General features: G+C 50.0%; 23 protein-coding genes and 2 tRNA genes. 4 read left to right on the plus strand and 21 right to left on the minus strand.

What is annotated here, in order from left to right:
- Position 1: 1 nt before the first annotated feature.
- The 19 genes from AC07OI_RS24350 to leuC form a co-directional block, all read right to left on the minus strand.
- Positions 2-77: transfer RNA gene (locus AC07OI_RS24350), tRNA-Gly, on the minus strand.
- Positions 78-128: 51 nt separating this feature from the next.
- Positions 129-204: transfer RNA gene (locus tag AC07OI_RS24355), tRNA-Gly, on the minus strand.
- Positions 205-284: 80 nt separating this feature from the next.
- Complete coding sequence (gene pgsA, locus AC07OI_RS24360; protein WP_492709033.1) at positions 285-869, minus strand: CDP-diacylglycerol--glycerol-3-phosphate 3-phosphatidyltransferase; 585 nt, start codon at positions 867-869, stop codon at positions 285-287.
- Between the two features lie 76 nt (positions 870-945).
- Positions 946-2826: an excinuclease ABC subunit UvrC gene (uvrC, locus tag AC07OI_RS24365; protein ID WP_495259021.1), complete on the minus strand. Its 1881-nt coding sequence runs from the start codon at positions 2824-2826 to the stop codon at positions 946-948.
- Between the two features lie 38 nt (positions 2827-2864).
- Complete coding sequence (acpS, locus tag AC07OI_RS24370; RefSeq protein WP_495259022.1) at positions 2865-3266, minus strand: holo-ACP synthase; 402 nt, start codon at positions 3264-3266, stop codon at positions 2865-2867.
- 1 nt (position 3267) lies between these two features.
- Positions 3268-4038 carry a pyridoxine 5'-phosphate synthase gene (pdxJ, locus tag AC07OI_RS24375; RefSeq protein ID WP_495259023.1) on the minus strand — a complete coding sequence of 257 codons (771 nt, stop codon included), beginning with the start codon at positions 4036-4038 and terminating at the stop codon, positions 3268-3270.
- Positions 4035-4904 (minus strand): DNA repair protein RecO, encoded by an 870-nt coding sequence (gene recO / locus AC07OI_RS24380; protein WP_495259024.1) that lies wholly within the window; start codon positions 4902-4904, stop codon positions 4035-4037. Before recO ends, pdxJ begins: the two co-directional genes overlap by 4 nt.
- An 8-nt stretch (positions 4905-4912) precedes the next feature.
- Positions 4913-5815: a GTPase Era gene (gene era / locus AC07OI_RS24385; RefSeq protein ID WP_492708938.1), complete on the minus strand. Its 903-nt coding sequence runs from the start codon at positions 5813-5815 to the stop codon at positions 4913-4915.
- Between the two features lie 7 nt (positions 5816-5822).
- Positions 5823-6746 (minus strand): ribonuclease III, encoded by a 924-nt coding sequence (gene rnc, locus AC07OI_RS24390; RefSeq protein WP_492708940.1) that lies wholly within the window; start codon positions 6744-6746, stop codon positions 5823-5825.
- 9 nt (positions 6747-6755) lie between these two features.
- Entirely contained in the window at positions 6756-7163 is a 408-nt protein-coding gene (locus AC07OI_RS24395; protein ID WP_492708942.1) for a DUF4845 domain-containing protein, read from the minus strand.
- A 27-nt stretch (positions 7164-7190) separates the two neighbouring features.
- Positions 7191-8096 carry a signal peptidase I gene (gene lepB, locus AC07OI_RS24400; protein WP_492708944.1) on the minus strand — a complete coding sequence of 302 codons (906 nt, stop codon included), beginning with the start codon at positions 8094-8096 and terminating at the stop codon, positions 7191-7193.
- Positions 8093-9886 carry a translation elongation factor 4 gene (lepA, locus tag AC07OI_RS24405; protein ID WP_492708946.1) on the minus strand — a complete coding sequence of 598 codons (1794 nt, stop codon included), beginning with the start codon at positions 9884-9886 and terminating at the stop codon, positions 8093-8095. The genes lepB and lepA overlap by 4 nt, the downstream gene beginning before the upstream one ends.
- A gap of 170 nt (positions 9887-10056) precedes the next feature.
- Complete coding sequence (gene truA, locus AC07OI_RS24410) at positions 10057-10872, minus strand: tRNA pseudouridine(38-40) synthase TruA (RefSeq protein ID WP_492709034.1); 816 nt, start codon at positions 10870-10872, stop codon at positions 10057-10059.
- Between the two features lie 72 nt (positions 10873-10944).
- Complete coding sequence (locus AC07OI_RS24415) at positions 10945-13800, minus strand: motility hub landmark protein FimV (protein ID WP_495259025.1); 2856 nt, start codon at positions 13798-13800, stop codon at positions 10945-10947.
- Positions 13801-14178: 378 nt separating this feature from the next.
- Positions 14179-15306, minus strand: a complete 1128-nt coding sequence (gene asd, locus AC07OI_RS24420; RefSeq protein WP_492708949.1) for an aspartate-semialdehyde dehydrogenase — start codon at positions 15304-15306, stop codon at positions 14179-14181.
- 230 nt (positions 15307-15536) lie between these two features.
- Positions 15537-16607, minus strand: a complete 1071-nt coding sequence (gene leuB, locus AC07OI_RS24425; RefSeq protein ID WP_495259026.1) for a 3-isopropylmalate dehydrogenase — start codon at positions 16605-16607, stop codon at positions 15537-15539.
- 52 nt (positions 16608-16659) lie between these two features.
- Positions 16660-17307: a 3-isopropylmalate dehydratase small subunit gene (gene leuD, locus AC07OI_RS24430; RefSeq protein ID WP_495259027.1), complete on the minus strand. Its 648-nt coding sequence runs from the start codon at positions 17305-17307 to the stop codon at positions 16660-16662.
- Positions 17308-17315: 8 nt separating this feature from the next.
- Positions 17316-17438 (minus strand): entericidin A/B family lipoprotein, encoded by a 123-nt coding sequence (locus AC07OI_RS24435; RefSeq protein WP_110252970.1) that lies wholly within the window; start codon positions 17436-17438, stop codon positions 17316-17318.
- An 18-nt stretch (positions 17439-17456) separates the two neighbouring features.
- Entirely contained in the window at positions 17457-18860 is a 1404-nt protein-coding gene (leuC, locus tag AC07OI_RS24440) for a 3-isopropylmalate dehydratase large subunit (protein WP_110252969.1), read from the minus strand.
- A gap of 137 nt (positions 18861-18997) precedes the next feature.
- Here leuC and AC07OI_RS24445 point away from each other — a divergent pair, with 137 nt between their 5' ends.
- The gene (locus AC07OI_RS24445) at positions 18998-19180 is read left to right on the plus strand and encodes a hypothetical protein (protein ID WP_495259028.1); all 183 of its coding nucleotides are present in this window, start codon (positions 18998-19000) and stop codon (positions 19178-19180) included.
- Between the two features lie 62 nt (positions 19181-19242).
- Here the strand turns inward: AC07OI_RS24445 and aroC are convergent, their stop codons facing one another.
- Complete coding sequence (gene aroC / locus AC07OI_RS24450) at positions 19243-20325, minus strand: chorismate synthase (RefSeq protein WP_495259029.1); 1083 nt, start codon at positions 20323-20325, stop codon at positions 19243-19245.
- A 288-nt stretch (positions 20326-20613) separates the two neighbouring features.
- Here aroC and AC07OI_RS24455 point away from each other — a divergent pair, with 288 nt between their 5' ends.
- The 3 genes from AC07OI_RS24455 (at position 20614) to AC07OI_RS24465 (ending at position 25219) form a co-directional block, all read left to right on the plus strand.
- Positions 20614-22854, plus strand: a complete 2241-nt coding sequence (locus tag AC07OI_RS24455; protein WP_492708957.1) for a GGDEF/EAL domain-containing response regulator — start codon at positions 20614-20616, stop codon at positions 22852-22854.
- A gap of 259 nt (positions 22855-23113) precedes the next feature.
- Positions 23114-24442: a sensor histidine kinase gene (locus AC07OI_RS24460; RefSeq protein WP_495259030.1), complete on the plus strand. Its 1329-nt coding sequence runs from the start codon at positions 23114-23116 to the stop codon at positions 24440-24442.
- 18 nt (positions 24443-24460) lie between these two features.
- Positions 24461-25219, plus strand: a complete 759-nt coding sequence (locus tag AC07OI_RS24465) for a LytR/AlgR family response regulator transcription factor (RefSeq protein ID WP_495259031.1) — start codon at positions 24461-24463, stop codon at positions 25217-25219.
- 87 nt (positions 25220-25306) lie between these two features.
- On the opposite strand, the gene AC07OI_RS24470 is transcribed toward AC07OI_RS24465, so the two are convergent.
- On the minus strand, positions 25307-26317 hold the full coding sequence (locus tag AC07OI_RS24470; protein ID WP_492708963.1) for an inorganic phosphate transporter: 1011 nt from the start codon (positions 26315-26317) through the stop codon (positions 25307-25309).
- Positions 26318-26330: the final 13 nt, after the last annotated feature.

Below are 26330 nucleotides of genomic sequence, written 5' to 3' on the forward strand. Positions count from 1 at the left end.
CTGGAGCGGGAGAAGAGTCTCGAACTCTCGACCTCAACCTTGGCAAGGTTGCGCTCTACCAACTGAGCTACTCCCGCATTTTACTACTAACTTGCTTTACTGCTCTTTCGCTGCCGTTCCAAAAACTTTGGAGCGGGAGAAGAGTCTCGAACTCTCGACCTCAACCTTGGCAAGGTTGCGCTCTACCAACTGAGCTACTCCCGCGTTGCGAAGACCAGAATTATATATCATCCAGCCATTGTGTCAACTACCCATTCAAAGATCATTCCACGATTACTCAACGGCTATTCCATTTTATCCGTGGTTTCCTTGATCAAAGGCCATGCTTTACGCAGGTAATAGAACATAGACCAGACTGTCAGGATGGCAGCAATCAACAGCAACCATGAGCCCAGCAGCTTGGTGTCTATCATGCCAAACAACATGTCGTAGTACAGCAGCATAGGAATGGCGATCATTTGCGCAGCAGTCTTGATCTTGCCTAAAGAGCTGACTGCCACTGATTTGGAGGCACCTATCAATGCCATCCATTCGCGCAAGGCAGAGATGGTAATTTCACGACCGATGATGACGAAGGCGATCACGGCGTTGACGCGGTCGAGCTGCACCAGCACCAGCAAGGCACCGGCGACCATGAGCTTGTCGGCCACAGGGTCAAGGAAGGCACCGAATGAGGATGTCTGGTTCCATCTGCGCGCCAGGAAGCCGTCAAACCAGTCGGTGACTGCGGCGACGATAAAAATCGTGGTGGATGCCAGACCTTTTTCAAAGGGGCTTAACCAGAGATCGGGCAGGTAAAAAACACCAACTACCAGCGGTATCAGCGCGACACGTAACCAGGTCAGCAGGATAGGAAAATTGAAGGGCATGTTGTTGTGGTTTTTATTCGGTTTATGCATCAGGCACGCTGACTACAATGCCAGCGCCTGACGCAATTATATTTCCCTATCGCAGCCGCTTGTAAATTTCTTCTGCCAATTGGCGGGAAATACCTTCGACACTGGCCAAATCGGCGACGCTGGCATCGCTGACGCCTTTTAAGCCACCAAAACGCACCAGCAAGCGCTGGCGGCGTTTGGGGCCTATGCCCTCGATCTCTTCCAGTTGTGAGGTCTGCCTGGCCTTGTCGCGCTTGGCACGCATGCCTGTGATGGCAAAGCGGTGAGCTTCATCGCGGATGTGGGCGATCAGCATGAGGGCGGCAGATTCCTTACCCAGTTCTTTTTCTGCCCGGCCATCAACAAACACCAGGGTTTCAAGACCTACCTTGCGCCCCTCGCCTTTGGCGACACCAACGATGAGGCTGATATCCAGGCCAAGCTCGACAAAAACTTGCCGCGCAATCTCAACCTGACCTTTGCCACCGTCGATCAGGACGATGTCTGGCATGCGGCGTTCATTGGCCCCGTCGCCACTCGCCTCACCACTCGCGACTTTTTCATAGCGGCGGAACAGCACCTGGCGCATGGCGGCATAATCATCGCCTCCTGTGATGTCCTTGATGTTGAAGCGGCGATATTCACTGTTCTGCATGGCGTGATGATGGAACACCACGCAGGATGCCTGTGTGGCTTCACCCTGGGTGTGACTGATGTCAAAACACTCGACGCGCAATTCTTCGAGATTTTCTACATCCAGCTCCAGCACGCTTGCCAGGGCTCGTGTACGCGCCTGTTGCGAGCCTTGCTCAGACAGCATGCGCGCCAGCGCCAGTTTGGCACCTTTGACGGCCATGTCCAGCCAGGCACGGCGCTGCTCTTGCGGCTGGAAGGATAGATGAATGCGATGGCCACATTGCTCGGCCAGAGCCAGCATGAGATCAGGCGCATCGAGTTCCACATTCATGACCAGTGTGGATGGGATGAATTGGTCAACATAGTGTTGCGCCAGAAAGGCAGAGATCACCTCGACTTCGATTTCATTTTCTGCGACGCCGACCGCATCATCAACATGGGTAGGGAAATAAGCCCGGTCACCCAGATGCCGTCCGCCCCTGACCATGGCCAGGTTAACACAGGCACGGCCACCCTCCACTACCACAGCCAAAATATCGATATCGACATCGCCTGCGGTTTCCATACTTTGCTGGTGCAAGACTTTGGACAAGGCCTGCATTTGATTGCGCACTGCGGCTGCCTGCTCGAATTTGAGCTCCATGGAAAAATCCAGCATCTTTTTTTCCAGGGTCTGCATGACTTCAAGCTGGCGGCCACGCAAAAAGTCGGCAGCATTGTTGACGTCTTGCTGGTAGTCTTCTGGCGCGATGATGCTGACGCAGGGTGCACTGCAGCGACCAATCTGGTACAACAGGCACGGCCGGGTGCGATTGGCAAACACGCTGTCTTCGCAACTGCGCAGCAAAAAGACTTTCTGCAAGATCTGCATCGATTCCTTGACTGCCCAGCCGGACGGGAATGGTCCAAAGTATTGATGCTTTTTATCGATCGCACCACGGTAATACATCATGCGCGGCGTTTTTTCTGCGGTGATTTTCAGATAAGGATAAGACTTGTCATCACGGAACAGGATGTTGTAGCGCGGTTTTAATGCCTTGATCAGGTTGTTTTCAAGGATCAGGGCTTCTGCTTCGCTACGAGTGACTGTGGTTTCGAGTTTTGCAATTTTCTCTACCATCATCGCGATGCGCGGGCTGGAAAGATTTTTGAGGAAATAGCTGGAGACACGTTTTTTCAAGTCACGTGCCTTGCCTACGTACAGCACCTGGTCATTGCTATCAAAATAGCGGTACACACCCGGCAGGTTGGGTAATTTGGCAACCAGATCGAGCACTTGCTGGCGTGCTTCTGAGATATTTGGTTCGTTCATGATGCAATCAATCTGCAGCGCTGGTAGAAGTCGCTACTTTAGCAGGGATTGTTCAATTCGATGATGACGAAGGCAATGGCGTAATCAGTTTCATCACTGACAGAGATACTCGCCTTCAGATTACGCTCCTGCATCCACGCCAACATATTACCGTTGGCCTGCACCTGAGGCTGACCCTGATCGTTATTCAGTGTTTGTATGGCATGCCAGTTCATGGGGTCACGCATGCCCATGCCCACGGCTTTTGAGAAAGCTTCTTTTGCAGCAAACCGGGTAGCCAGATAACGCAGGCCGCGTGTTTCGACCAGGGTTTTGCGCTCACGATAAGTCGCCAGCTCATCTGGCCCCAGGATTTTTTCAGCAAAACGTTCACCGTTGCGCGCAATGGCTTCTTGCATGCGCGAGATTTGTACGATGTCTGTGCCTATGCCGTAGATCATGTCAGGCTGCCTTATGCAAACTCGTCAGACGGGCCTTGACCATCAGGGCCTTCATGTCGCTGATGGCTTTTTGCCAGCCTACGAACAGTGCCTGGGCGACGATGGCGTGGCCTATATTCAATTCTGAAATTTCCGGGATGGCAGCAATGGCTGCAGTATTAGTCATGTGCAAGCCATGACCTGCATTCACTTTCAAGCCATGACGTACGCCTGCAATGGCAGCTTGCGCTATGCGTGCAAACTCCTGTGCCTGCAATTGCGGATCATGCGCATCAGCGTAACGGCCAGTGTGGATTTCTATGACACTTGCGCCTGCTTCTGAGCTTGCCTGTATCTGCTGCTCATCTGCATCGATAAATAGCGACACACGTATGCCTGCCGCCTGCAATTGCCGGACTGCGGCCTGTACTCTGGCAAAATCTCGGGCAACATCAAGACCACCTTCTGTCGTGACTTCTTCACGGCGTTCTGGCACCAGACAAACATCTTGCGGCAGGATGCGGCATGCCAGATCAAGCATTTCATTATTGACTGCGGTTTCCAGGTTCATGCGAGTCAAGATACGTGGGCGCAATTGTTCTACGTCTGCATCGCGGATGTGGCGACGGTCTTCACGCAGATGCAGGGTGATGCAATCCGCCCCCGCCTCCTCAGCCAACAAGGCAGCTTGCAAGGGGTCTGGATAAGTCGTGCCGCGCGCATTACGCAGAGTGGCGACGTGGTCAATATTGACTCCCAGTTCTATCAACTGGCTTTGTTGATGGATATTCATAGATTTTGCAAATCAATCAGTATTTGCCGGGTATTCAGCGCAGCGCCATGCAGGTGATGAGCAAGCAAAAAGCGCATCAGCAACTTGCTTTGCAGTTGCGTGCTCTGTTCAGTATAGTCGCCGCGCTGCATGGCCAGCAAAGTCTTGCCGCTGACTCTGGGCACGCTGTCGGCTGGCATGGCTGGCCTGGGGCCGCGTTCAGGGTCAAGCACATAGAATTGTTCAACCTGCACTCGCTCACGTTGTTGCGTACAGCGGGTCAGGTCACCCAGCAAGCCGGATTCGCGCAGCAACGCGAGTTCAAAGCGACGCAGGACGATGGTGGCTGGTTCATCATGGGCAAGCTGGTTCAGCGTAGAGACATACAGATCAAACAAATCCGGGTGCGCTTCATCGCGCATGAGGAACTTGACCAGCAATTCATTGAGGTAGAAGCCGCATAACAAGGCAGATTTTTCCAGCGGCAGCATGCCACCTACCCAGTCTGCAGTGGTCAGCGTGCGGATTTCGCCCTTGCCTGTCCAACCCAATTGCAAGGGCTGGAAGGTTTGCAAGACACTGCGCAATTGTGAATGCGGACGCTTTGCGCCCTTGGCAACCAAAGCTATACGGCCATGGTCACGCGTCAATACATCGATGATGAGGCTGGTTTCTTTGTAGGGCCAGGAATGCAGGACAAAGCCTGGCTGCTCCAGTATGCGCAAGTCTTTGGCGGGGGATTTGCTGGCAGCGCGTGGGCTTGTCGGGGTTGCTTTAGGTGCCCGTGTTCGGGCAGCAACTTTTTTGGCAGTAGGTGGCGCTGGCGGTACAGCGGCCGCATCTGCTACGGCACTGCCTTCCTGCACGGCGACTGCCTGCTCATCCATGGATGGTTTTACTCGTAACCGTAGGCACGCAAACCGGCTTCATTATCTGCCCAGCCAGATTTGACCTTGATCCAGATTTCCAGATACACGGGGCCACCAAACAGCTTCTCCATATCCTGGCGTGACTGGGTAGAGATATCTTTCAGACGCGCACCCTTGTTACCGATGACCATCGATTTATGGCCGTCCCTGTCCACCAGAATGGCGACGAAAACGCGGCGCAAATTGCCTTCTTGCTCAAATTTTTCTATCAGCACGGTGCTGGTGTAAGGCAATTCATCACCAACGAAGCGGAACAGTTTTTCGCGGACGATTTCTGCTGCAAGGAATTTCTCGCTGCGGTCGGTAATATCGTCTTCACCAAACATCGGTGGGTTCAGCGGCAGGTATTTGCGGATTTCGCCTTCGAGATTTTCGAGCTGGAAGCGCAAGGTGGCCGATACGGGCACGATCGCCGCAAAATTATGCAGGGCCGCCACTTTTTGGGCAAACGGCATCATCACAGCCTTGTCTTTGACGCGGTCTGACTTATTGATGACCAGCATGCATGGTACGTTCTTGGGCAGCAAATCGATGACTTGCTGATCTGCCGGGCCAAAAGTGCCTGCTTCTATGATGTACAAAATCACGTCTGCCGCTGTCAGCGTAGTGGTGACAGTGCGGTTCAGGGTGCGGTTCAATGCGTTCGAATGACGGGTCTGGAAACCCGGCGTATCAATATACACGAACTGTGTATTGTCTTTGGTCTGTATGCCAGTAATGCGGTGGCGTGTAGTTTGTGCCTTGCGCGAGGTAATGCTGACCTTGGCGCCTATCAGGGCGTTCATCAGGGTCGATTTACCGACGTTAGGTCGCCCGACGATGGCGATGTAACCACAGCGGAAATCAGGATTGTCTATTAATTCAGTCATGCGGTCGTCAGGCAGTCTTAGGGTGAGTCTCGGGGTGTACATCATGCGTCAGCAGTTCATCTGCTGCAGCCGTGCTGGTGGTGCTGGCAGTGCTTTGTGCCGCTTTGGGCTTGTCAGCCTTGGGTGTCTCTGCATCCAGCAAACTTTTTTGCTTGGCTGACTGCGGCTTGGTTTCTGCCTCACCTTGCACTGTCGCTATACCAGCCAGCTTTAACTGCGAAGCGCGTGGCTTGGCTTTCTTGGCTGCAGGTGAGCGTACCAGCATGGCCAGGGCAGTTTCCAGCGCCAGCTTGGCTGCGGCCTGCTCGCCGGCACGGCGACTACCGCCAGTACCAAATACCTGGATTTCAAGTTTTGGCACCAGGCATTCAATTTCAAATTCCTGATTATGTGCAGCACCATGGGTTGCCACTACATTGTATTGCGGCAAAGCGATTTTTTTACTTTGCAAAAACTCTTGCAACAAGGTCTTGGCGTCCTTGCCCAAGGTAGTTGGATCAACGCTGGCCAACACTGGCGCATACAAGGCACGGATAACTTCACGCGCAGCATCAAAACCGGCATCCAGGAAAATCGCGCCAAACAAGGCTTCCAGCGTGTCTGCCAAAATCGACGGGCGACGGAATCCACCGGACTTCAATTCACCCTCCCCCAGACGCAAGAATTGAGACAACTCTATTCTTTGGGCGATTTCATACAGCGATTGTTGCTTGACCAGATTGGCACGGACACGCGACAAATCACCTTCATCAATATTGGCAAAACTGTCGAATAACAAAGACGCGACGACACAATTCAGGACTGAGTCACCAAGAAATTCCAGACGTTCATTATGCAAAACACTATGACTACGATGTGTCAAAGCCTGCTGCAACAAAGCGGGGTTGCTAAACTGGTGCCCCAGCCTTTTCTGCAATAGTTGTTGATTCATACGAGTAACTTAATCTGCCTTGGCAGGTTTTGTAACGACGACACCATTCTTTGCGGTAGTGCCGGAATACTCCATCAATATACTGGCTGGACCAACCAGAGGGATTTTCTTGCTATAGGAAAAATTGAGGTCAAAACCACCATCATTATTTTTTACGATAACCAGATCCTTGCCAGTCACCGCATCAAAATAACCAACTTCCCTTTGTTTATCGAAAGCAATCTGAATTTCCCTTGGAGTAGATCCAGCATTTTTGGAGCTATTCATCGCCTTAGTGATGGAATTATATTCGATCGCTGTAGGCACCACTTTCATTGCAACCATTGCAATAACAATGATGACGGCAATTGCCATGATCAAACCAATCAAGGTAATGCCTTGTTGTTTTTTGAATGTGGAATATTGAATATTTGACATAGATTTTTTCCTGATTAAGACTGAAATTTAATGAAAACTACCAATACGTTCGATATCACCAAAATTCATCCAGATGAAAAATGCTTTTCCAACAATATTTTCATCGGGTACAAAACCCCAGTAGCGGCTGTCGAGACTATTATCCCTGTTGTCACCCATCATGAAATAACGGCCTTGCGGCACATTACAGGTAAAACCATCATTATCATAAGAGCATAAATCCCTGCCCTTGAAGTCATGCGGATTTTCGACATAAGCCGGCCTTTGCTCATTCACCAAAATACGGTGACTTACTCCGGTCAATTCTTCCTTGTATTGCTTTAAGTAATCAAGATTATCGCGGAAGTCAGGCATGTTCGTATATGAAACTTCTTTACCATTCACCGATAAACGTTTGTTTTTATACACAATTTTATCACCTGGCACGCCTACCACACGTTTAATATAGTCCACGCTAGGGTCTTCAGGGTATTTAAATACCATGACATCGCCTCTTTGCGGATCATTAATGGAGATGACTTTTTTATTAATCACAGGCAAACGTATGCCATAAGTAAATTTATTGACCAGTATCAAATCACCAACATATAAGGTTGGCAACATTGAGCTGGAAGGAATCTTAAATGGTTCAAACAAGAAAGAACGCAAGAAAAACACCAGGGCTATCACTGGGAAGAAGCTGCCAGAATATTCTATCCAGACTGGTTGCTTGAGCAAGCTGGCTTCCATGTCATGGCGGGTGCTTTCTTCGAGGCGTATGCCCTCTGCAGTCAGCTTGGCTCTGCGCGCATCATATTCGGCCAGTGCCTTGTCAGCGTTTTGACGGCGTTGTTTGGCAAATATAAAGACATCAAGAAACCAGATAACACCAGTAACAACGGTCAACACAAACAGGATCAGGGCAAAATTGCCCAAGATTGATTGAAAACTCATTTTTCATCCACTTGTAAAATCGCCAAAAACGCTTCTTGCGGGATCTCTACTGAACCCACCTGCTTCATGCGTTTCTTACCTGCTTTTTGTTTTTCCAGCAATTTGCGCTTACGGCTGATATCACCACCATAACATTTGGCCAAAACGTTTTTACGCAAGGCTTTAACGTTTTCACGCGAGATGATGTTGGAACCAATAGCGGCCTGAATTGCCACGTCAAACATCTGGCGCGGGATCAGTTCACGCATTTTGGCAGCCACTGCGCGGCCACGGAAATGACTGTTTGCCCTGTGGACGATAATCGCCAGCGCATCCACCTTTTCGCTATTGATCAGCATGTCAACCTTGACCACGTCTGCGGCACGATTTTCCTTGAACTCATAGTCCATGGAAGCGTAGCCACGTGAGGTGGATTTCAGACGATCAAAGAAATCCAGCACGATTTCAGCCATAGGCATTTCATACGTCAGCTTGACCTGGCGACCGTGATAATTCATATCCATCTGCACGCCGCGTTTCTGTGTACAAAGGGTGATGACCGAACCTACATACTCTTGCGGCATGTAGAGATTGACGGTAACGATAGGTTCACGGATTTCTTCAATTTTTGACGGCTCTGGCATCTTGGAAGGGTTATCCACCATCAGGATAGTGCCATCAGCCATGACCACTTCATACACCACGGTTGGGGCAGTCGTGATGAGGTCCATGTCGAATTCGCGCTCCAGACGTTCCTGGACGATTTCCATGTGCAGCAAACCAAGGAAACCGCAACGGAAACCAAAGCCCAGCGCTTGTGACACTTCAGGCTCATACATCAGCGCCGCATCATTAAGCTTGAGTTTTTCAAGGGAATCACGCAAGGCATCGTATTGATTGGCTTCAACCGGGAACAGGCCGGCAAACACTTGCGGCTGTACCTCTTTAAAACCAGGCAAGGGTTCGGCAGCAGGTTTGTTGGCCACAGTAATCGTGTCGCCGACTTTGGCTGATTTCAATTCTTTAATGCCAGCAATGACAAAGCCCACCTGACCGGCAGTCAATTCTGTACGGCTCAGTGATTTGGGCGTAAATACGCCAACACTTTCAACCAGATGTTGCGCTTCGGTTGCCATGAACAGTATTTTGTCTTTTGGACGCAAAGTACCATTCTTGATACGCACCAGCATGACGACGCCCACATAATTATCAAACCATGAGTCGACAATTAATGCCTGCAAAGGGGCTGTTGGATCACCTTCTGGCGGTGGCACTTTAACGATCAGGGATTCGAGTACATCTTCAACGCCCAAGCCGGTTTTAGCAGAGCAATGCACTGCATCGGAGGCGTCTATGCCTATCACTTCTTCGATTTCCTGGCAGGCATTGTCGGGGTCGGCAGATGGCAAATCAATTTTGTTCAAGACGGGTACAACCTCTACACCCAGTTCAATGGCAGTGTAGCAATTTGCGACTGTCTGCGCTTCCACACCTTGCGATGCGTCCACGACCAGCAAAGCACCTTCGCAGGCGGACAGGGAACGGCTGACTTCATAACTGAAATCAACGTGACCCGGTGTATCAATCAGGTTCAGGTTATAAATCTGGCCGTCGCGCGCTTTGTAATGCAATGCCGCTGTCTGAGCCTTGATCGTGATGCCACGCTCACGCTCAATATCCATGGAATCAAGTACTTGTGCTTCCATCTCGCGGTCGGAAAGGCCGCCACAAAGCTGGATAATGCGATCTGCCAGTGTGGATTTGCCATGATCAATATGGGCAATAATCGAAAAATTGCGGATGTTATTCATTGAAATTACGAAAGAAACAAAGGTGAAGCGAATACCAGCTATAAAAAAAGCGCTCTGAGCTGGGCAAGTTTCCCCAGGCGAGCGCCTTCAGTTTGGGTTTTGCAAAACGCCATTTTACCGGATTTCACCCCGGAAAGCCGAGAAATCGTAGGTTTGATGTCAGTTGATCACTACAAAAAAGACAAGAAAGCCAGTGTTTCCACCAATTCTCTTTGTGGCAGGCCCCATTTGTCTTCATAGTCGATTCTTGCCAGGTATAAACCGTCAGGCATGAAAGTAGGAGCAGCTATTTCGCGGTTCATGCTGATCAGCACTTCCCCCATCCATTCCGGCTCTCTTTTACCCGTACCAACAAAGATCAGTGAACCAACGATGTTCCTGACCATGTGATGCAGAAAGGCGCTGGCACGCAGAGTAAAAATAATCATCTCACCCCGGCGCTGTATCTGTATGTCGTACATGTGCTTGACCGGGGTTTTGGCCTGACAGCCAGAGGCACGGAAGGCAGAAAAATCATGTTCACCCAATAAATGGGCCGCGGCAGCGCGCATGCGCTCTACATCAAGAGGACGGAAAGTCCATCCCGCCCGCCCGCTCCACATTGGTGAGCGGATGGCAGCATTGTGCAAAATATAATGATAAGTGCGGGCCCGGGCACTAAAGCGCGCATGGAAATTGTCTTCTGAATCAGGGTCGAAAGACAATTCTTTAGCCCACTGGACTGCCACAGTGGCAGGTAAAAAAGCGTTCACGCCATTTACCCAGGAATAGGATTCACGCACCAGCTCAGTATCAAAATGCACGACCTGCTCGATGCCATGAACACCGGCATCAGTACGTCCGGCACAAGTGGTTTTGATGTCACTTTTAGTAAATTGTTGCAACGCCCGTTCCAACGCGTCTTGCACGGTATTACCAGAAGGCTGCGTTTGCCAGCCCTGCCAGGAATTACCGTCATACTGAACACCTAAAACTAATCGTTTCAACACAATGCAATTTCCCAAAAAACAAAACGGGCGCCAGCATACGCTGCGCCCGTCATGATTACCTCAAGAACATCAAGCCATCTGGGCTATCATGGACTTGGCTCTTTCTACCTGATCAGAAGTACCACCCTTGAGCACTTCGTCCAGCAATTCACGGGCACCTTCTTTATCACCGATTTCATGATAGGCAACTGCCAGATCAAGCTTGGTTGCCATTTCAGCATTATGTGCTGGCGCCTCTTCAATTGCTGGCGCTGCAGGAGTAGCTGCTGCTGGCTCCAGATCAAGATCAATGCCGGACAAATCAAATTCAAAAGCTGACATTGCATCTTCTTCAGCTTTTTTGGGAGCGGTCAATTCTGGCAATGGTGATTCTGCTGCCTCACCAGTCAAAGATGCTGCCAACAGATTTTCATCAAGCTTGTCGTCTGACGGCAAGATATCCAGAGACAAAGGGTCTGACTCAGGCTTTTCTGATGCAAAATCAATATGACCCAGATCGAGCTCAAATTTCTCAACATCAGGATCAGCCGCTTTTACAGGAGCTGCTTCAGCAACCACAGGTGCATGAACTGGTTCAGGATCTTTAGTACCAAAATCAAAGTCTATCGTACCAAAATCCACTTCAGGCGCAGCGGCTGACTCTGCAACAGGGGCAGCATGAGCTACAGGCTCAGGAATTTTTGGGACTTCAGGCTCAGGGATGGCAGAAATATCCAGGTCGAAATCCAGAGCATGCTCATCCATTGCAGCTTCTTCTGCATTGGCAGTGGCTTTTGCACCACCATCACGCTGAGCTGTATCGATAATGCTGATCGCTTCAAGCATGTCCTGAGACAGGGAATTCGCCAGCAAGGCCTCTGGATCAAGGTCTTCCAATGGTTGTGTACCTGAGCCCAGACCCGATGCTGCAGCCATGTCTGCCTTGGCTTTGCCGCCGGCATACAAAGGATTACCCGGCTCCAGCACGATACCCATGGACGCTGCTTGCGCCCAGTCATCACCCTCGCCGCTGGTCATGCCATACAACTCACTGGCAAGGCGCTCAAAGGTTTTGGCATCTTTACGGCCAAAATAAATTTCCAGTAATTTAACCCTGACTGCATGACGGTCTGGCTGGGTACGCAATGCTTCTTTCAGAATTTCTTCTGCTTGAGAATCACGACCATAGGCGATATACACGTCTGCTTCAGCGACGGGATCGACTTCATTGGCATCCAACTGACTGGCAGATGGCGCAAAATTGGAGTTGAAGACACTGTTATTGGTATCAACACTCTGACCACCCGTAGAGCCAAACATGGAGTTGGCTTTCATGCTGGAGCCGGTCAGTATGCTGTCTTCAAACTGCTGCAATTTTTTCTTGCGCTGGCTAGTCCAGATACCTACGCCGCCCAAGATGGCCAGCAGAGCTATGCCACCCGGCAACAGGTAGTCAGAAATACTATCGAGGAAACTAGGCTCTGGTGGAGGTGGCGGTGGCGGAGCTACAATCTTGCGCTTGACTGGCGGCTTTGCGGCAACCGAAGCTGTAGATGCGGCAACTGCTGGCGTGCTGGCAGTGGCAGGCGCACTGGCCTGGACCGGAGCAGCAGCCGAAGCTGGCGCTGGCACTGAGACCGGCGCTGGCGTAGACGCAACTACAGGTGCCGCTGCACTGGCAGCAACTGGCGCAGGCGTTGATGCAGGAACACTTGCCTTGACATCGGGTTTTGCCTTGGTCAGCTCTGCCTGCTTGGCAGCCATTTCTTTGTTTTTGATTTCTATCTTCTGGGCTTCCAGCAAGCCCTTCAGGTCACTGACGTTTTTCTCAAGTTCCTTGACGCGCGCATTGGCTTCCTGCGCAGCTCTTTCTTTGGCTAACTTGTCTTCTTCACCGCCTTTGCCAGAGGTGCGCGCAGAAGCCGGCCCCACTTTGGACAATTTCAGTTTATCAGGGGAATCGGTAGTGGCATTCGGTACTTCTTTTACCTTGGCACTGATCTTGCCACCACCACTTTGCTTGGTGGCAGGCGCTTTTTCTGCCGGTGCTTCGGCTACCTGCCCGGCAAGCTTATTGCGATATGCATTGAAATCAGCTGCATGAGCAACGACCACAGAATGTGCCTCATTTGTCGTACCCACATTGGCACGAGCAGAATCAGCATCTGGCACTGTCAGAATCTGCCCTGACTTCAGGCGATTCATATTATTACCAGCAAAGGCTTGCGGATTGGCGCGATAAATACTGACCAGCATCTGATCCAGTGAAACACCTTCAGCACGGTAACTACCGGCAATCTTGCTTAATGTATCGCCTGCCTTGACTTGATATTCGCCGGCGGATTTGATTTCTTTGCCGGCCTCAGCGTTTTTTGGCGTTGGCGACCTGTCATTTCTTAAATTGGGGTTTGTTGCTGCCGCATTTGGACGGGTATTTTTGGCCGCATTAGACGCAGCTGTGTTTTGTGGCTGGTTAGCAACAACAACCGGATTGCTGACTTGCGCAGATTGACTATTTCGCAATTCTGCAGGATCCAGCAAGAAGGTGTATTCTCTCAATAGCTTGCCATTTGCAGAGTTCAGCTCGAGCAACATGTCAACGAAAGGTTCGTTCATGGCTTGAGATGAGCTAATGCGGATTACATAGTTTGCACCACGCTGCTCAACTGCAAAACGCAGTGACAATAATGCGACATTGAAGTCTATGTTTGCTTGTTTGAAAGCCTCTTGAGATGCCAGTTTGGGCACCAGGGAATCAATTTCTTCCTTGGCAGGAGAGGTCAGCTCTACCTCTGCGCGCAAGGGCTGCCCCAGAGAGGAAAGCACCGTCAGCTTACCGAGACCGGTAGCATGCGCGCTCGACAACATGAACAAGGAAGACGCTACAGCTACACTTAACGCCTTGCGTCCCACGGTAATCACAGACGATTTTTTTTGATTATGCATTTTGTCAGACATATTGGGAATTTTTGGCGAACAAAGTCCGCTGGGTGACGCTTTACACATTGCCTAGCGACGCGTCCTAATGTTTCACATTAACATTACAAACATTGCCACGCAAGCTTAACGCGATTTATCACAGTGGTAAATACATTAAGAACCCCGAAGTGCAAGGATATCGCATAAATGTTGTTGCCAAATGACAAGTGAAAAAATAATCGCCAAAATCCTAATTATTTATTATTAAAATTAAAACTAAATGCTCGCCACTAAATAGACGAAGCTTTTTGAAGTTTCAAAAACGACAAGGGGGCGTTAAACGCCCCCCTATATTCTACAACAAGTTTTAACAATTACTTTAAAACATCAAGTTTTGCTGACTTTTTAATCAATCAAGATACGCAACATGCGACGCAGCGGCTCAGCGGCGCCCCACAATAATTGGTCGCCCACGGTGAAGGCGCCGACATATTCCGGACCCATCGCCAGCTTGCGGATACGGCCAACCGGAATTGTCATGGTGCCAGTAACGGCGACCGGCGTCAGATCACGAATGCTGGCTTCACGGGTATTTGGCACAACTTTTACCCATTCATTGTCAGCAGCGATCATGGCTTCGATATCTGCCAGCGGCACATCTTTTTTTAGCTTGAATGTCAAAGCCTGGCTGTGGCAACGCATGGCACCAATACGGACACAGAAACCATCGACCGGCACGGCTGCCGTACCAAAGCCTGCGCCCTGACCAAGTATCTTGTTGGTTTCTGCCATGCCTTTCCATTCTTCTTTCGACATGCCGTCGCCGAGATCCCTGTCGATCCAGGGTATCAGGGAGCCACCGAGTGGCACACCAAAATTGGCTGTTTCGTCAGCGGTCAGGGAGCGCTGTTTGGCTATCACTTTACGGTCAATTTCCAGAATCGCGCTTTTCGGATCATCCAGCAGAGAACGAACTTCTGCATTCAAGGTGCCGTATTGTGTCAACAGTTCACGCATGTGCTGGGCACCACCGCCAGATGCAGCCTGGTAAGTTTGCGTGCTCATCCATTCCACCAGACCAGCTTTATACAAAGCGCCAACACCCATCAACATGCAGCTGACTGTGCAGTTACCGCCTATCCAGTCTTTTTGTCCATTGACCAGCGCTTGCTTGATCACTGGCAGATTAACCGGATCAAGTACGATAACTGCGTTTTCATTCATGCGCAGGCTGGAGGCAGCATCAATCCAGTGACCATTCCAGCCGGTTGCGCGCAGTTTTGGGTAAATGTCATTGGTGTAGTCACCACCCTGGCAGGTAATAATAATTTCGCACTTCTTCAATGCATCAATATTATTTGCGTCTTGCAAGGTCTTTTCATTCTTTGCCATTGCAGGGGCGGTGCCACCTGTATTGGACGTTGAAAAGAACACGGGTTCAATATGATCGAAATCACCCTCTTCCTGCATGCGTTGCATCAGGACAGAACCCACCATACCGCGCCAACCTACCAGACCCACCAGTTTCATCATTTTTCCCTAAAATTTTGCAGGACGTCCCTGCCCTTCACGAACAAATAGGATTTATGCAAAATTGTCCCAGCAAGGCTATCACCAAGGAAACCTCTCTTGCAAGAGAGCTTCGTTATGCTGGCAGGCAACATGTTGCCTGAAACCCCAGCTACACCGTTAGCGACGAAGACAGTGCTTTAGTACGGCTAGTCGCTGCAACGCAGCTGGGGCGGTTTTGCGCAAAGACTAAATTAACTCAATGCCTGCAATACGGCCTGCCCCATCTCACCAGTACCCACCTTGGTAGTACCAGCTTCATAAATGTCAGGGGTACGCAAACCTTGCGCCAACACTTTTTTAACAGCGTTTTCAATACGGTCGGCTTGCTCAGCCTTATTCAAGGAATAACGCAACATCATGGCTGCAGACAGAATGGTTGCCAGAGGATTAGCCACGTCTTTGCCAGCGATATCCGGCGCAGAACCATGGGAAGGTTCATACAAGCCCTTGTTATTCGCATCGAGTGAAGCAGATGGCAACATGCCGATAGAACCAGTCAGCATGGACGCCTGGTCAGACAGAATGTCGCCAAACATATTGCCTGTGACGATGACGTCAAATTTCTTCGGTGCACGCACCAACTGCATGGCGGCATTGTCAACATACATATGGTCCAGTGCCACATCAGGATATTCCTTATGCACTTCAGTGACGATGTCTTTCCAGAACTGGAAAGTTTCCAGCACATTGGCTTTATCGACGCTCGTCAGTCGCTTGCCGCGTTTTTGCGCAGCCTGGAAAGCGACGTGAGCAATGCGACGGATTTCTGATTCAGCATAACGCATGGTATCGAAACCCTCGCGCTCACCTTTGAATGGACCATCAGGGCACTCACGCACACCACGTGGCTGACCAAAATATATATCACCCGTCAATTCACGGATGATCAGAATATCCAGACCCGAAACCACTTCCGGCTTCAGCGTTGAAGCTCCGGCCAGTTCGGGATACATGATTGCTGGACGCAAATTAGCGAACAATTTCAGGTTTTTACGCAAACCCAAAATGGCTTGTTCAGGACGCAATGGGCGATCCAGAGTGTCGTACTTCCAGTCACCAACTGCACCAAACAAGACAGCATCAGCTTCCAGCGCCAGCTTCAGTGTCGCTTCTGGCAAAGGATGGCCTGATGCTTCATAACCTGCACCACCAACTGGCGCTGTTTCCATTTCAAAAGATTCGCCCAGCGCGTTCAATACTTTGACAGCTTGCTCGACGATTTCCGGACCTATGCCGTCACCCGGCAAAATAGCAATTTTCATATTCTCAAGAAATTAATTTAGATAGCTTACTTAGTTGGCTTATTTAGGTAGCCTAGATGGTATTGGCGAGCCAGGGCTGCGCAGCGAGGTGGCGCTCTTCAAAAGCGCGTATCTTGTCAGCCTGACGCAGAGTCAGGCCAATATCATCAAGGCCATTAAGCATGCAGTATTTGCGGAAGGTATCAATATCGAAAGCATAGCTGGCGCTGCCATTGCTGGTGCGCACGACTTGCTGCTCCAGGTCAACGATCAGGCGATAGCCAGGAAAGGCTTTGACTTCATTGAACAGAGCATCAACTTGCGCTTCGCCCAGGACAATAGGCAAGACGCCGTTTTTATAGCAGTTATTAAAGAAGATATCGGCAAAACTGGGAGCGATAATGGCGCGAAAACCAAATTGCTCCAAGGCCCAGGGCGCATGCTCACGTGAAGAACCACAACCAAAATTTTTGCGCGCCAGCAAGATGGATGCCCCCTGGTAGCGAGCCTGATTCAATACGAAATCAGGATTGACAGGACGCTTGCTATTGTCCATTCCGGGTTCGCCGTGATCAAGGTAGCGCCATTCATCAAACAGGTTAGGGCCAAAGCCACTGCGTTTGATGGATTTCAAAAACTGCTTGGGGATGATGGCATCAGTATCCACATTGGCCCTGTCCATGGGCGCAACCAAACCATCGAGTAAAGTAAATTTTTCCATGTCGCTACTTATTTTTTGCCTGCATTTTCGACTGCTTCGCCAGCCTTTTTAACGTCTTTCCCCAAACCCTGAACGGTATTGCAGGCTGTCAGCACCAGTGCGCACATTGCCAGTAAAAATATCTTTTTCATGTCATCTCTCCGTCCAAATTAAGATAAGCCACGTACATCTACAAAATGCCCGGCAACACCGGCAGCAGCAGCCATCGCAGGCGACACCAGATGGGTACGACCGCCCTGCCCCTGACGGCCCTCAAAATTACGATTGGAAGTGGAAGCACAACGCTCACCTGGCTCCAGCCTGTCGGCATTCATGGCCAGGCACATGGAGCAACCCGGCTCACGCCATTCAAAACCAGCTGCCTTGAATATCTGATCCAGACCTTCGCGCTCGGCCTGTTCTTTCACCAGACCAGAACCTGGTACAACCATCGCCAGCTTGACATTCGATGCACGATATTTGCCGCGCACCACGGCAGCAGCTGCACGCAGATCTTCTATGCGTGAATTGGTGCAGGAACCGATAAAGACTTTATCAATACGAATATCAGAAATGGCAGTATTTGGCTGCAATGCCATGTAGATCAGGGCTTTTTCTATGGCGTCACGTTTGACAGCATCTTTTTCCTGCTCAGGATCAGGTACACGGCTATCTATTGCCACCACCATTTCAGGAGACGTGCCCCAGGTGACTTGCGGCTTGATTTCGGCGGCATTCAAAGTCACTACCATATCGAACTTGGCACCTGCATCAGTATGCAATGTACTCCAGTATTCGACGGCCCTGTCCCAGTGCGGACCAACTGGCGACAATGGCCGGCCTTTGACATAGTCGATGGTAGTTTGGTCAACTGCCACCATGCCAGCGCGCGCACCGGCTTCGATCGCCATATTGCAGACGGTCATGCGGCCTTCCATGGACAGGCTGCGAATAGTCGAACCGGCAAACTCAATCGCATAACCGGTACCGCCTGCTGTACCTATCTTGCCGATCACAGCCAGGACGATGTCTTTTGCCGTTACGCCCACAGGCATGGCGCCATCCACCTGCACCAGCATGGATTTGGATTTTTTTGCAATCAGGGTCTGGGTTGCCAGCACATGCTCGACTTCAGATGTACCAATACCATGCGCCAGACAGGCAAAAGCACCGTGAGTAGACGTGTGAGAATCACCACAGACAACAGTCATGCCTGGCAAGGTTGCACCTTGCTCAGGCCCGATGACGTGAACGATGCCCTGGCGCTTGTCGGCCATGCCAAAATAGGTCAAACCATATTCTTTGGCATTGGCATCCAGCGTCTCTACCTGCAGACGGGAAATCGGGTCATCAATACCATTGATACGGTTCGTCGTTGGCACATTGTGATCAGCCACCACCAGATTGGCAGATAGTCGCCAAGGCTGACGTCCAGCCAGTTTCAAGCCATCAAAGGCCTGCGGGCTGGTAACTTCGTGCAACAAATGGCGGTCTATATAGAGAATTGCAGTGCCATCATCTTCGGAATGGACTACGTGGGATTCCCATAATTTATCGTAAAGCGTTTTAAGCATGATCTGAAGCCTGGAAATAAGTCATTGGTTCTTACTACATCCTGTACTGCATCTTTTTTTCGCATTTGATTATGCCACAATTGTGCAACGCAAAACCAACCCGCACGCCAAATTGGTGCATGAAAGTTTCAGTATAAATGCATGAGTTTGATGAAAATCGCCAAATTTTCATCTGGATTTTGATGATAATCTGGAAAATTGCCAGTGAATATTTTGAAGCAGATCAGCTGACATGGCGCATAGAGTACCGCCAACAAGAGATGAGGAAAGGGGAAAAAAGTCAGGAGCAGCAACGCACGCAAGCTGCAGGGAACTTATAAAGTCAGTGTAACATGTTCCCGCTCCACTCTTGAAAGGAATAGAGCCGGAACAATGACGAGTATCAATTACCCGGCTTGACATCACCACATTGCGCCCTGTGACGCAGGGCATGGTCCATCAAGACCAGGGCCAGCATGGCTTCAGCAATCGGAGTAGCACGTATGCCAACACAGGGGTCATGACGGCCAAAAGTCTCAACCATGACAGGATTCCCATCTTTATCTACCGATCTTCTCGGCGTACGTATCGAAGATGTGGGCTTGATAGCAATGGAAACCGTAATATCCTGGCCAGTCGAGATGCCACCAAGTATGCCGCCAGCATTATTGCCGACAAAGCCCTCAGGCGTCAGTTCATCACCATGCTCAGAACCGCGCTGTGCGACTGAGCGAAAACCGGCACCGATCTCCACGCCCTTGACGGCGTTAATCCCCATCATGGCATAGGCAATTTCTGCATCAAGCTTGTCATAAATAGGCTCACCCAGACCGACCGGGACATTGGATGCGACCACATCGATCTTGGCCCCGATGGAATCGCCATCTTTACGCAAGGCATCCATATAATCTTCAAGCTGCTGTATTAACGCAACATCAGTCGTAGGCGCAAAGAATGGGTTGCTTGCCGCATGTTCCCAGGCTTGAAAAGGGATGGCAATTCCACCCAATTGGCTCATGCCACCATGGAACACCGTCCCATATTGCTGATTCAGCCATTTCTTGGCTATCGCCGCTGCGCCAACTACTGGCGCAGTCAATCGCGCAGACGAGCGGCCACCGCCACGTGGGTCGCGGATGCCATATTTATTCCAGTAAGTGAAGTCAGCATGACCTGGACGGAAGGTTTCCGTGATATTGCCGTAATCCTTACTACGCTGATCCTGATTACGGATCAGCAAGCCTATGGGTGTGCCCGTGGTTTTACCCTGATACACACCAGACAGGATTTCCACCGTATCTGGCTCCTGACGCTGGGTCACATGACGCGAAGTGCCAGGGCGACGACGGTCAAGCTCTGGCTGTATGTCTGCCTCAGACAATTCCATGCCCGGCGGGCAGCCATCAATCACGCAACCTATGGCCGGACCATGTGATTCGCCAAAGGTTGTAACAGTAAACAAGGTGCCAAAAGTATTACCGGACATAATATTTCGAAAATGAGAGGTTAGACAGAATAAACCCCATTTTACCAGTGAAGCGCCCTGTACAGAATTTAGCCGTTGTCTGGAGTGACAAAAGATTTCACTATTTTTCGCACTTTACAGCCAAATTCAGGGCATTTTTCTCCCCGTTCAGACGAATCTTGTTTTATTCTTACCAATGAAAAATATATGAAGCTTGGCTACTGATACATTTAGTGTCATAGTTCCGCAAGGAACCAATTTTGCAGTGCCCTTACCATACGATATGCCAAGCATGGAGCCGCATTACAGATGAATTCAACGATCCACTCTTCTGAAGATGATCTGGTTTTCCTAGATGAACCAGACAGCGATGAAACTGCGGCGGCCTCGCGGCCTGCGCAGACTTGGCGGATCATGATTATTGATGATGATCCAGATGTCCACTCGGCCACAACTTTTGCGTTGGGCAGCCTGGAAATCCAGCATCGCGCCCTGAGTTTTCTGCATGCGTATTCAGCGGCAGAAGCACGCGACATTCTGAAAAATGAAACCGACATCGCCATCATCCTCCTTGATGTGGTCATGGAACAGGAAGACGCCGGACTGCAACTGGTCAGCCATATACGCAAAACCCTGGGCCTGACCGATGTGCGCATTATCCTGCGCACCGGACAACCAGGCTATGCCCCAGAAATTGATGCGATACGCGATTACGACATCAATGACTATAAAACCAAATCAGAACTGACACGCACCAAACTGTACACCGCAGTCACGTCAGCCATACGTTCCTACGAGCAGATTTGCGCTATCAGTGCCAGCCGTCGCGGCCTGGAAATGATTATCCATGCCAGTACAGAATTGATGGCCTTGCAGGGCCTGCAGAATTTCGCGGCTGGTGTACTGGTGCAGATAGCAGGTTTATTGGGACTCAATACTGAAGGATTTGTATGCGCCAGGCAAGTGCCTGTGGAACTGCAGGATGACAGTGATGACCTGTACATTATCGCCACCACCAATATGTACTTGGGAAGCCTGAACAGGCCACTGGAACAGTTAAGCAACCATGCAACTGGCGATATTGTCAAACGCTCGCTGGAAGCCCATCAAAGCATATTTGAGGCTGAATCAACTGCACTTTACTTCAATAACGTCGCGCAAAAAGATTTCACGCTCTACCTCAATACCGGCCTGCATTTGAATGAGATGGACAAGCGCCTGCTGGGCGTATTCTGCGGCAACGTATCGGTAGGTTTGGATAACGTCATGCTGACTTCGCGTCTGCACAATTACGCCTTCTATGACCCGCTGACAGGCTTGGCAAATCGTCTCAAATTATTGCAAACGTTAAATGAGACCCTGCTCACTTCGTTGAAAAACCACAGCTCCCTGTCGCTGATAGACATAGACCATTTTGCCGAAACCAATGATGCGCTTGGTCATCAGTTCGGCGACCAGTTATTATCCTCAGTCGCACAAAGACTGGTCGCAAATTTTGGCGAACATTGCCAATTAGCAAGAGTAGGCAGTGACACTTTTGCCTTGCTGGGTGATGAAACCCTGGTCTGCCCGGATAAAATTCTGTCTTTATTCACCTCACCTTTCGATGTTGATCAACAAGATGTGCAACTGTCAGCAACCATAGGCCTGATCAAGCTTGATGATTATGACAGTGATGGCTCAGAAGCTCTGAAAGATACCAATATCGCACTGAAGCGCGCCAAGATGAACCGTCGTGGCGGCTACGAATACTTTACCCGCAATATGGGCGTAGAGATACGTGAGCGCGTCTTGCTCATGCATGCCCTGCGTGCAGCGTTTGAGCAAAAAAAATTGTTCCTGGTTTTCCAGCCCCAGATTGATATGCGCGATGGCCGCGTACTTGGTGCCGAGGCTTTGCTGCGCTGGAAAACTGATGAAGGCAAATTCATTCCGCCAGATCAGTTTATTCCTATCGCCGAATATTCTGGCCTGATTGTCGATATCGGTGAATGGGTCTTGCGAACCGCCTGCCTCGAACTCGTGCATTTGCGCAGCCTTGGCTATACCAATTTCCAGATGGCCATCAATGTCTCGCAGGCACAGTTTTCACACCCCCTGTTCATGCAGTCACTGAACAAGGCGCTGGCCGATACACAGGTACCACCAAAGTATGTGGAACTGGAAATTACCGAATCCATGGCCATGAAAGATCCGGAGTTACTGATCAAGACCCTGCACCAGATCAAGCAACTGGGCATGAGTATTTCTATCGATGACTTTGGCACCGGCTTCTCTTCACTGAGTCACCTGCAAAAACTCGATGTAGACAAATTGAAAATTGACCGTGCCTTTGTCAATGAAATCCAGAAAAATCCGAGTGAAGGCAGCATTGCCAAAATGATTGTTCAACTCGGTAAAAATCTCGGGCTATCCATCATTGCCGAAGGTGTGGAAAGTGAAATGCAGGCAAATACCCTGCTTTCTTATGATTGTCATATCGCGCAGGGCTACCTGTACTCCAAGCCTTTGACACGCGATGATTTGCATACTTGGCTGGCAAGCAGATAAGTCCATGGCACGCAGCAGGCTGCATCTCGAGACCTGATGCGTGCACAGCCCCTCCCCTTCCGACGCTGCTGCGCCAACAACCATGCATATTAAATGAGGCATTTTTCATTCTGTCCTGCATTTTTTGCAGACTGTCGCAAGTCGCTGTCCAAGCAAGGACGATTTCCCTACAGTATCAACATGGACTGAAAAGTCGCAAGCAGCCAGTGCATGGCACTCCGGCTGATATGTCAGGGATAACCGTTAAAAGAGAAGCATCATGAATAATACCAATGCAGATACGATCAAGCAGCTCATGGCAGACCTCATGGCCTGGCTTAGCAAAAGCTTTGACACAACGGCAGCCTGGGTTACCAAATTATCCTGGTGGAAGTTTTTCTTATTTGCCATTATCACCATCACTGCAGGCAGCATGCTGCAAGACATGTTATTTACGTCTGAAGAAAATGTGGTGGTGACCAAAAGCAAAACACCCGGCAAATCAAAGAAAGCCAGCAAAATCACTGATGGCGACACCAGTATAGAAATAGACAATACTGGTCTGCATATCCGTAAAAACAATATCGATGGCAAGGGCAAGCAGATAGAGATTGATGAGAACGGCGTCCACATTCGTAGAGATGACGGTGTTGCTCCACCGGCTCCGCCAGTACCACCTGTGCCGAACTCTTCTGGTGCAAGCACGCCACCAGCACCGCCTGCGCCACCGAGTCCGCCATCTATCTCAGAAAGAGATGATATACACATCAAACTGCCTGCAGAAATAGCCAAGGAAATTAGCGAAGAAATCAATAATGCTGTTGCCGATGCCGCTGATGAAGAGGTACGCAGCTACAAGCGCACATCTTCCAAATGGTTCGCCAATTTCGTGGTCTTGCTGGTATTTGGTTTGTTTGGCATGAAAGCCTTGATGAGTGGCAAAGTACGCGCCGAAGAAAAAGCCAAGGAAGCAGGTATGGCAGCTGAGCGTGAATCCCTGTTACGCCAGGTCAGCGAAGCACAGATGCAAATGATGCAGGCACAGGTGGAACCACACTTCCTGTTCAACACCCTGGCTTCAGTTGAGTATTTGATAGAAACCGACCCACCACGTGCTGCTGCCATGCAGCGCAGTCTGATCGCTTATTTGCGTGCGGTGTTGCCGCAAATGCGTGAAAATGCCAGCATCACCAATCTGGGACGCGAAGCGGATATGATCAAGTCTTATCTGGAATTGTTGAAAATGCGCATGGAAGAAAGATTGAATGTCGACTTCATCATGCCGGAAGGCTTGCGCAGTGCCTCTTTCCCGCCGATGATGTTGCAGTCCCTGGTCGAGAATGCGATCAAGCATGGACTGGAATGCAAGGCAGAAGGCGGCACCATACACTTCCGTGCAGAGGTGGCGCATAACAAGTTGCGCGTCTCTGTCAGCGATGATGGCCTGGGATTTGGTGCCATGCCCAGCAACGGTACTGGACTGGGTTTACAAAATATACGCGAACGTCTGAAATTGATTTATAAAGAAAAGGGACAAATGATCATTACCCCTAATCAACCTAGCGGAGTTTGCGTTACTATAGAAATCCCTTACGAATTAGCCAACTAGATTTCAATTACGCTGACCATGCCTACTGCCATAATTGCCGATGATGAAAGACTGATGCGCGACCAGTTAAAGTCGCGCCTGGAACAAGTCTGGCCCGAGCTGGAAATCCTGGATGAAGCAAAGAATGGTGAAGAAGCCGTCGCCCTGGTAGAAACACATAAACCAGATTTGGCCTTCCTCGACATACGCATGCCGGTCAAAACGGGTCTGGAAGCGGCCAAGGATATAGGCAACAAGGCACATATCGTCTTCATCACTGCCTATGATCAATATGCCATACAGGCTTTTGATCATGGCGCAGTTGATTATGTCCTCAAGCCTGCCGATGTAGAGAGGCTCACGCGTACGGTCGAAAGGCTCAAGGCCAGGTTAACAGCCCAGAGCCAGCCCAACGACATGAGTACCATGCTCTCGCAACTGGCCAAGCAAATGGGTATAGCCCCCAAGCCCGACTACTTGCAATGGATACAGGCTTCCATAGGGCAGGAGTTACGCCTTATACCGGTGGAAGAAATTCTATTCTTCCAGTCTGACGAGAAATATACGAGGGTGCAAACCGCCACTTATGAAGCCTTGATACGCAAACCTGTGCGTGATCTGGCAGAGGAACTGGACCCTGCTCTGTTCTGGCAAATTCACAGATCCACTCTGGTGAACGCCAAGGCTATCTCAGGCGTGGTGCGCGACCTGCGCGGTCGCCATCTGGTGCAAATCAAGGGACTGACAGAAAAACTCGAAGTCAGTCGCAGTTTTGTACATTTGTTCAAACAAATGTAAGCTCCATCTCAGCAGCCTACCCCAATAAAAAAGCGCCTCAGTTTGTTCAACTGAGGCGCTTTTTCTTAAAGCGATGGCTGACTGGAATTACAAAATATGCTTGCCTATCCACCAGGCTATAGCGGCCACAAAAGCAGAAGCTGGTATGGTCAAAATCCAGGCCCATACAATATTGCCAGCAACACCCCAACGCACCGCAGACATTTTTTGCGCTGAGCCCACGCCAACAATTGCACCTGTAATAGTGTGCGTTGTCGATACAGGAATGCCCAATACTGTCGCCATGATCAAGGTGATAGCACCACCAGTTTCAGCACAAAACCCGCCGACAGGCTTGAGTTTGGTAATTTTTTGACCCATGGTTTTAACAATACGCCAGCCACCAAACAAAGTACCCAGACCAATCGCAGCATAACAGGAATACACCACCCATCCTGGTGGGCCTTTATCAGCCTCACTGGAATAACCAGCGGCGATCAACAGCATCCAGATAATACCCATGGTCTTTTGCGCATCATTACCACCGTGACCCAGACTGAATACCGAAGCTGACACCAATTGCAAACGGCGGAACCATTTATCCACTTTCCTTGGCGTCGATTTAACAAACAACCAGGATACGATCAGCATCATTACAGAACCAAGGAAAAACCCCAGCAATGGCGACAAGACGATAAACAATATGATCTTGTAAAGACCGGCAGCAATCAGGGCACCAGTACCTTCTTTAGCTACAGCAGCACCAATCAAACCACCGATCAAGGCGTGTGAAGATGAAGACGGAATACCGAAATACCAGGTCACCAGATTCCAGAATATCGCTCCGACCAGGGCACCGAAGATGACATAGTGATCAACGATAACAGGATCAATGGTGCCCTTGCCTATGGTTTTGGCGACAGACAGGTTAAAAACAAAAAAAGCAAATACATTGAATAAAGCCGCCATGGCTACCGCCTGGCTGGGTTTCAAAACCCCTGTTGAAACAACGGTTGCGATCGCATTCGCGGCATCATGGAAGCCGTTCATGAAATCGAATAACAATGCCAGTACCACCAATAAGATGATGACGTACAGGCTCATATGAAAGGATTGCATAAAAGTGAATTCC

It is taken from the genome of Undibacterium sp. GW821-FHT07F11, assembly GCF_059418665.1.